8 protein-coding genes are annotated in these 6,980 nt (G+C 72.1%); 6 read left to right on the top strand and 2 right to left on the bottom strand.

The genetic code is table 11. The features are described from left to right. Positions 1 to 353: 353 nt before the first annotated feature. Positions 354 to 1,100 (bottom strand): hypothetical protein, encoded by a 747-nt coding sequence (locus VFV89_RS20860; RefSeq protein ID WP_329707904.1) that lies wholly within the window; start codon positions 1,098 to 1,100, stop codon positions 354 to 356. A gap of 52 nt (positions 1,101 to 1,152) precedes the next feature. Between VFV89_RS20860 and VFV89_RS20855 the strand changes: the two genes are divergently transcribed. From VFV89_RS20855 to VFV89_RS20830, 6 genes are read left to right on the top strand one after another with little or no spacing between them, the layout of a single operon-like run. Beyond that, entirely contained in the window at positions 1,153 to 1,956 is an 804-nt protein-coding gene (locus VFV89_RS20855) for an ABC transporter ATP-binding protein (protein ID WP_329707903.1), read from the top strand. Between the two features lie 11 nt (positions 1,957 to 1,967). Continuing rightward, positions 1,968 to 2,429, top strand: a complete 462-nt coding sequence (locus tag VFV89_RS20850) for an NfeD family protein (RefSeq protein ID WP_329707902.1) — start codon at positions 1,968 to 1,970, stop codon at positions 2,427 to 2,429. A 43-nt stretch (positions 2,430 to 2,472) separates the two neighbouring features. Next, positions 2,473 to 3,660, top strand: a complete 1,188-nt coding sequence (locus tag VFV89_RS20845) for an SPFH domain-containing protein (RefSeq protein WP_329707901.1) — start codon at positions 2,473 to 2,475, stop codon at positions 3,658 to 3,660. Between the two features lie 21 nt (positions 3,661 to 3,681). Further along, positions 3,682 to 4,455, top strand: coding sequence for a sulfite exporter TauE/SafE family protein (locus tag VFV89_RS20840; protein WP_329707900.1), 774 nt, complete (start codon positions 3,682 to 3,684; stop codon positions 4,453 to 4,455). 39 nt (positions 4,456 to 4,494) lie between these two features. Further along, the gene (locus VFV89_RS20835) at positions 4,495 to 5,160 is read left to right on the top strand and encodes a nitroreductase family protein (protein WP_329707899.1); all 666 of its coding nucleotides are present in this window, start codon (positions 4,495 to 4,497) and stop codon (positions 5,158 to 5,160) included. Next, entirely contained in the window at positions 5,157 to 5,933 is a 777-nt protein-coding gene (locus VFV89_RS20830; RefSeq protein WP_329707898.1) for an inositol monophosphatase, read from the top strand. Before VFV89_RS20835 ends, VFV89_RS20830 begins: the two co-directional genes overlap by 4 nt. 102 nt (positions 5,934 to 6,035) lie before the next feature. On the opposite strand, the gene VFV89_RS20825 is transcribed toward VFV89_RS20830, so the two are convergent. Further along, positions 6,036 to 6,980, bottom strand: a 945-nt coding sequence (locus VFV89_RS20825; RefSeq protein ID WP_329707897.1) for an alpha/beta hydrolase, incomplete at its 5' end; no start/stop codon positions are given.

The following is a 6,980-nucleotide window of genomic DNA, read 5'->3' as shown; positions in this document are numbered from 1 at the left end:
TTCCGCGACCCGAGCGGCAACGTGCTCGGTGTCTTCCAGCCGTCCGACGGTTAACCGTCACTGATCAGTGGTTGTCAGTGGGTGGGCAGCCGCGCGCCTACCGGATCGCGTCTCGCCGTCAAGGCTCGCGATTGGCGCCCGATTCGTGAGCTCTCCTGACGCTTCCGTGGGTGGGTGGCTGCCCACGCCGGGCAGCGGTGACCTTTCAACCGGTCTGACTCGCCCAGGGGTTCACCGACCACCGGCGTCTCGACGTGTCCCGCCGACTGCCGAGGTGGCGGTGGGTGATCAACCACCCTGGGCCAGGCTGCGGTTGATTGCTCACCGCTGCCCTGGCCCGCGCATGGCAGGGTTCAAGGCGGCCACGCCTCAGGGGACGCTGCGGCGACGAGCGCGCGGCGGGCGGCGCGGCCGAGGGCGAGCAGCGCGTCGCGCCGGGCCCCCATCTCGAGCGCGGTGATCGCACCGCCGTCGTCCTCCATCGCCAGGTCGACGATCTCCAGCGCCTGCAGCCCGCGCGCGGCGAGCTCGGCACAGCGTGGTGGCACCCCCGGCGGGGCCGCCACCCGGGGCCGGTGCCGCAGGTTCATCAGCCGGTCGGCCACCTCCGGCCGCCAGCGCGCTACGTCGAGGGCGGCGAGCGCGTCCGCCGCCTCCGGGAGGGCCGAGCGCAGGGAGCGGTCCGCCTCGCCGACGTCGGGCAGCTGTCGGCGTTCGGCACCCATGACCGACCAGGTCACGGCGGCGCCCACCCGGTCCGGCACCAGCCCGTGCAGGGCGAAGCCCGCGGCGTCCAGCGCCACCACCGCCTCGCCGGCCTCGAGGGCCAGCGCGTTGAACGCGCCGGGGCCGCCCAGGCCGACCGGGTCGCCCTCGGTCGGCAGGGCCGCGCCGAGCCCGTCTGCGCCGGCGGCGCGCAGCCGGCCCAGCCCGGAGACCAGCGGCTCCGGCTGCTCGTCCGGGAAGGCCACGAGGTGGGTCGCGTCGTGCTCGAGGACCGCGTCCATCAGGTGGTCGGCGACGACGTGACCCCGCAGCCAGGCAGTGCCCCACCACGCCAGCCGCACCGCGGCGGGCAGGGGAGCGGGGGAGTCGTTCACGGCGGGCGAGGCTACTCCGGCCCACGCTCCCCGCGGTCGTAGGGTTGCGGCCATGGCCGCCGTCCTCGAGTTCGCCGGAGTGACGGTGCGCAAGGGGCGGACGACCATCCTCGAGGACGTCGACTGGACCGTCGAGGAGGACGAGCGCTGGGTGATCCTCGGCCCCAACGGCGCGGGCAAGACCACGCTCCTCCAGGTCGCCTCCGCGCAGATCCACCCGACGACGGGTGTGGCCGGCATCCTCGAGGAGGTGCTCGGGACGGTCGACGTCTTCGAGCTCCGGCCCCGGATCGGCCTGACCAGCGCCGCCCTGGCCGAGCGGATCCCGCGCGACGAGGCGGTGCGCGACGTCGTCGTCTCGGCGTCGTACGGCATCGTCGGCCGCTGGCGGGAGGAGTACGACGAGCTAGACCACGACCGGGCGCTGGTGCTGCTCGAGGAGCTCGGCGTCAAGCACCTCGCGGACCGGACCTTCGGCACCCTCAGCGAGGGGGAGCGCAAGCGGGTGCAGATCGCCCGGTCGCTGATGACCGACCCGGAGCTGCTGCTGCTCGACGAGCCCGCGGCCGGGCTCGACCTCGGTGGCCGGGAGGACCTCGTGTCGACGCTGAGCGTGCTTGCCAACGACCCCGACTCCCCGGCCACCGTGCTGGTGAGCCACCACGTCGAGGAGATCCCGCCCGGCTTCTCCCACGCGCTGCTCCTGCGGGAGGGCAAGGTCGTCGCCGCCGGGCTGCTCGACGAGGTGCTGACCGAGCAGAACCTGTCCACCACGTTCGCGATGCCGCTGGTCCTCCAGCACGCGGCCGGCCGCTGGTCTGCACGGCGCCGCCAGCGGCGCACGGGCATCCACTAGGGTTCCCGGCCATGGACTGGCTAGGCGACCACGCCGCTGGCCTCTGGCTGGCGGTGGCGATCCTGCTCGGGATCGCCGAGATGTTCAGCCTCGACCTGATCCTGGGCATGCTCGCTCTCGGCGCCCTGGTCGGGATGGTGACGGCGCTGCTCGGCGCCGGCCTCGCGGTGTCCGCCATCGCGGCGGCCGTCGCGTCGGTCGCCTGCCTCGCCGTGGTGCGCCCGCCGCTGATCAAGAAGCTGCACAGCGGCCCCGAGCTGTCCCTCGGCCACGGCAAGCTGGTCGGCCAGCAGGGTGTGGTCACCGAGCGGATCACGGGGCTCGAAGCGGGCCGGATCAAGCTGGCCGGAGAGATCTGGACGGCGAGGCCCTACGACGACACGCTCTCCATCGAACCGGGCCAGACGGTCGAGGTCCTGGAGATCCGAGGAGCCACGGCGTACGTCCATCCTCTACCAAGCATCGAGTCCTGAGTCGGACCACGTCCTTGTCGGGAAGAGCTGAAGGAGTCTTTACATGGGTGCCTTGATCGTGCTGATCCTGCTCGTCCTGCTGTTCCTCTTCGTCGTCACGCTGCTCGCCAAGACGGTGCGGATCGTGCCGCAGGCGCGCGCCGGGATCGTCGAGCGGTTCGGGAAGTACAAGCAGACGCTGCCCGCCGGCCTCAACATCGTCGTGCCGTTCGTCGACAAGGTCCGCTACCTGATCGACCTGCGCGAGCAGGTCGTGAGCTTCCCGCCACAGCCGGTGATCACCGAGGACAACCTCGTGGTCTCGATCGACACCGTGATCTACTTCCAGGTCACCGACCCGATCGCGGCGACCTACGAGATCGCCAACTACATCCAGGCGGTCGAGCAGCTCACCATGACCACCTTGCGCAACATCGTCGGTGGCATGGACCTCGAGCAGACGTTGACCAGCCGTGAGGAGATCAACCACGGGCTGCGGGGAGTCCTCGACGAGGCCACCGGCAAGTGGGGGATCCGCGTCAACCGCGTCGAGATCAAGGGCATCGACCCGCCGCCCTCGATCAAGGACGCGATGGAGAAGCAGATGCGCGCCGACCGCGACAAGCGGGCGCTGATCCTCTCGGCCGAAGGTCAGCGGCAGTCCGCGATCCTCACCGCCGAGGGCAACAAGCAGTCCGCGATCCTGAACGCCGAGGGTGACCGCGAGTCCCAGATCCTGCGGGCCCAGGCCGACCGCGAGTCCGCGATCCTGCGGGCCCAGGGTGAGGGGCAGGCCATCCAGACCGTCTTCCAGGCGATCCACGACGGCCAGCCCGACCAGTCGCTGCTGGCCTACCAGTACCTCCAGATGATGCCGAAGATCGCCGAGGGCGACGCCAACAAGGTGTGGGTCATCCCCTCGGAGATCACCAAGGCGCTGGAGGGGCTGGGCTCCTCGATCCACGAGATCGCCGGCATCCCCAAGCACGCCGAGGGCCCGCGCAAGCGCGTCGACATGGGACCGACGGAGCCGCAGCTCCCGAAGGGTTCGGGGGCCGACTCGGACGTCAGCGAGGCCAACGAGGCGGTCCGGCAGGCGATCGCGGAGGCGGAGAGCGCCGCCAACCCGGGCTCGAGCGCCTCGCTGTCGGCCGCCGAGGACGCCGCTGCCGCACCGCCTCCGCCGCCGACCGCACCGCCGGCCGAGCCGGACGACGCGCCCCCTGCGCCCCCGGCGCCGCCGGCGAGCTGACCGCCTCGTAGCGTTCGGGGGGTGTCGCCGCTCGAAGCCATCGCGATCGGGCTGGCCGGGCTGGCGGCGGGAACGATCAACACCGTGGTGGGATCGGGGACGCTGATCACGTTCCCGACCCTCCTCGCGTTCGGCGTACCCCCGGTCACCGCGAACGTCTCCAACACCATCGGGCTGGTGCCGGGCTCGGTCTCGGGCGTGGTCGGCTACCGCAGGGAGCTCGTGGGGCAGCGGCCCCGGGTCCTGCGGATCGGGTTCGCGTCCCTGATCGGCGGCGTCATCGGCGGCGTGCTCCTGCTGGTGCTGCCGGCCGACGCGTTCTCGGCGATCGTGCCGGCGCTGGTGGGCTTGGGCATCCTGCTCGTGGTCCTCCAGCCGCGGATCACGCGGTGGACCGCGGCCCGGCACGACGCCATGGGCAAGGCGCCGCGCAACCCGGTGCTCGGCGCGTGGTGGGTCTGGCCGGCGGTGCTGCTGGCGGGGGTCTACGGCGGCTACTTCGGTGCCGCGCAGGGCGTGCTGCTCATGGGGATCATGGGCGTCGGCATCCCGGAGGACCTGCAGCGGCTCAACGCGCTCAAGAACGTCCTCGCCGCGATCGTCAACGCCGTCGCGGGCCTGCTGTTCGCGGTGGTGGCCGACGTCGACTGGGTGATCGTGCTGCTGATCGGCGTCGGCTCGGTCATCGGCGGGCAGCTGGGCGCAACCGTGGGCCGGCGGCTGCCGTCCCCGGTGCTGCGGGGCACGATCGTCGTGGTGGGCCTGGTGGCCCTCACCGTGTTCCTCGTCGGCTGACCCTGACTCGCGTGCGGCGGCGTGCGGAAGACTGAGGGCATGGAGCTGTACGACGTGATGCGGACGACCGCGGCGATCCGCGAGTTCACCGACGACCCGCTCCCAGACGACGTCCTGGCGCGGATCCTCGACAACGCGCGGTTCGCGCCCAGCGGGGGCAACCGGCAGGGTGCCCACCTCGTGCTCGTCACCGACCGTGCGACCCGGGAGGCGCTGGCGGAGCTCAACAAGCCCGCGGTGCGCCGCTATGCCGCCCAGCAGAAGGCCGGCGAGACGCCGTGGAACCCGCTGGCCCCGCCCGGCCCGTCGGCGGAGGAGATCGCCGCGACGGAGGTGCCGGCGTACTTCATCACCCCGGTGCTCACCGCGGCCGTCGTCGTGGTGGTGTGCGTCGACCTCGGCATGGTCGCCGCCACGGACCAGCACCTCGACCGCGTTGGCGTGGTGAGCGGCGCCTCGGTCTACCCGCTGGTCTGGAACATGCTGCTCGCCGCCCGCCAGGAGGGGTTCGGCGGCACCTTCACCACGATGGCGGTCGCCGAGGAGCCGGCCGTCAAGGAGCTGCTCGGCATCCCCGACAACTACGCCGTCGCCGCGGTCGTCCCGCTCGGCAAGCCGGTCAGGCAGCCGCACATGCTGCGCCGGCAGCCGGTCGAGGAGTTCGTGACGCGGGAGCGCTTCGACGGGGAGCCGTTCGTCGGGTGAACACCACAGAGGTTCTCGAGCTGATGCAGCGGGTGGCCGAGGAGGTCATCAACCCCCGGTTCCGGTCGCTGGGTGACCACCAGATCGACGAGAAGAACCCCGGCGACCTCGTCACCGTGGCCGACCGCGAGGCCGAGGAACGGCTGACCGACGCCCTCTCCAGCGCCTACCCGGACGCACTGGTCCTCGGCGAGGAGGCCACGGCGACCGACGACACCCTGCTCCCGCGGTTCCGCGACGCCGACCACGCCTTCACCATCGACCCGGTCGACGGGACCAAGAACTTCGTCTCCGGCTCCCGCAACCACGCGGTGATGGCCGCCGAGCTGCGCGCCGGTGAGGTCCTGCGGAGCTGGATCTGGCAGCCGCAGCTGGGGCAGGCCTACGTCGCCGAGCGCGGTGGGGGCGCCTGGCGCAACGGCGAGCGGCTGGTCCGCCCACCGGTCGGCGCCCAGCCGCGCGGCGTGACCTCCCGGCGGCGCTGGATCGGCCGGGCGCTCGACGGCCTGCCGCCGCTCGAGCTGACCTGGGTGTGCTGCGGCGTCGACTACCCCAAGTTGGTCGAGGGCGAGGCCGACTACCTCGTCTACCGCGGCACCCAGCCCTGGGACCACTCACCGGGCTCGCTGATCCTCGAGGAGTCCGGCGCATTCCTCGGCACCTTCGAGGGCGGCCTCTACCGCCCGCAGGACGACCCGCCTGCGGGCATCATCGCCGCCGCTGACCGGGCGACGTACGACCGGGTGCAGGCGCACGTGGCCGAGCTCGGGTGACCGGGTCAGGGGTGGCGGTCAGCCAGCAACCTGGACGGGGTCGAGGGGGTGGGGTCAGATTGCCTGCGAACCGCTACCACGCGATCGTGCCAAGACGCGGGGTCAGAGGAGCGAACGCGACGGCGGGTCGACCCAAGCGGTCATCCACGTGTTGAGGGCCTCGTACGCCGCCTGGCGGGGCTGCTCGCGGGAGAGGACGACGTCGTGACGGGCGCCCTCGATGGCGATGTAGGTGACGTGCGGGCCGTACGACGTGGCCCAGCGCCGGATCTGGGCGACGTCGAGGACGATGTCGGTGCCGTGGACGTCCTCGGTCATCTGCGTGGGGAAGGTCGAGCGGCCCGAGGACAGCACCAGGACCGGGAAGGGGAGCTCGAGGCCGCGGTGCATCCTGGCGTGGCCCTCCCGGATGGCGCGCAGCCAGCCGGCGTAGACGGTGAAGGAGTCGATCGGCTTCCAGAGCAGCTCGAAGTCCCACTCGCCGTCGTAGTCGCGGTGGAGGCTGCGGGTGTAGAAGCCGGGGACGTGCCGCTTGATCTCGCGCATCGGCTGCCAGGCGCCGACCTGGCGCAGGATCGGGGTGCCGACCACCCGGGTCAGCGTCTTCCCCTGGAGGTCCAGCCACGGTGAGTTCATGACCGCGCCGACGAGCTCGTCCGGGCGCTGGTCGTGCGCCCAGAGCCCGCCGACCAGGCCGCCGGTGGAGTGCGCCGACAGGACCAGCTCGGTGTGCCCGTCGCGCCGGGTGACCCGCCGCCAGGCCTCGTCGATCTCGGGGTAGTAGGCGCGCAGGTCGGTGACGTAGTTGGGGGTCTGGTGCGGCCGCAGCGACCGGCCGTGCTTGCGCAGGTCGAGGGCGTAGAAGTCGTAGCCGCGCTCGGTCCACCAGTCGGCGTACCCGGTCTGGAAGAAGTAGTCGGCGAAGCCGTGCAGGTGCAGCACGGCCTTGGTGGTCTGCGCCGTGGACGTCCGCTTGACCAGCGTCGCGACGACCTCGCCCTCGTCGTCCGGCTCGAGCTCCAGGGTCTCGGCGAGGTAGGGCTCGCC

Source organism: Nocardioides sp. (assembly GCF_036274455.1).
GTDB lineage: Bacteria > Actinomycetota > Actinomycetes > Propionibacteriales > Nocardioidaceae > Nocardioides.
This window is presented reverse-complemented; position numbering and strand designations above follow the sequence as displayed.

Coding starts and splice junctions, on each gene's coding strand:
- VFV89_RS20845 (WP_329707901.1), top strand. CDS start 2,473: ATGGGTGCCTTGATCGTGCTGATCCTGCTCGTCCTGCTGTTCCTCTTC.
- VFV89_RS20835 (WP_329707899.1), top strand. CDS start 4,495: ATGGAGCTGTACGACGTGATGCGGACGACCGCGGCGATCCGCGAGTTC.
- VFV89_RS20855 (WP_329707903.1), top strand. CDS start 1,153: ATGGCCGCCGTCCTCGAGTTCGCCGGAGTGACGGTGCGCAAGGGGCGG.
- VFV89_RS20850 (WP_329707902.1), top strand. CDS start 1,968: ATGGACTGGCTAGGCGACCACGCCGCTGGCCTCTGGCTGGCGGTGGCG.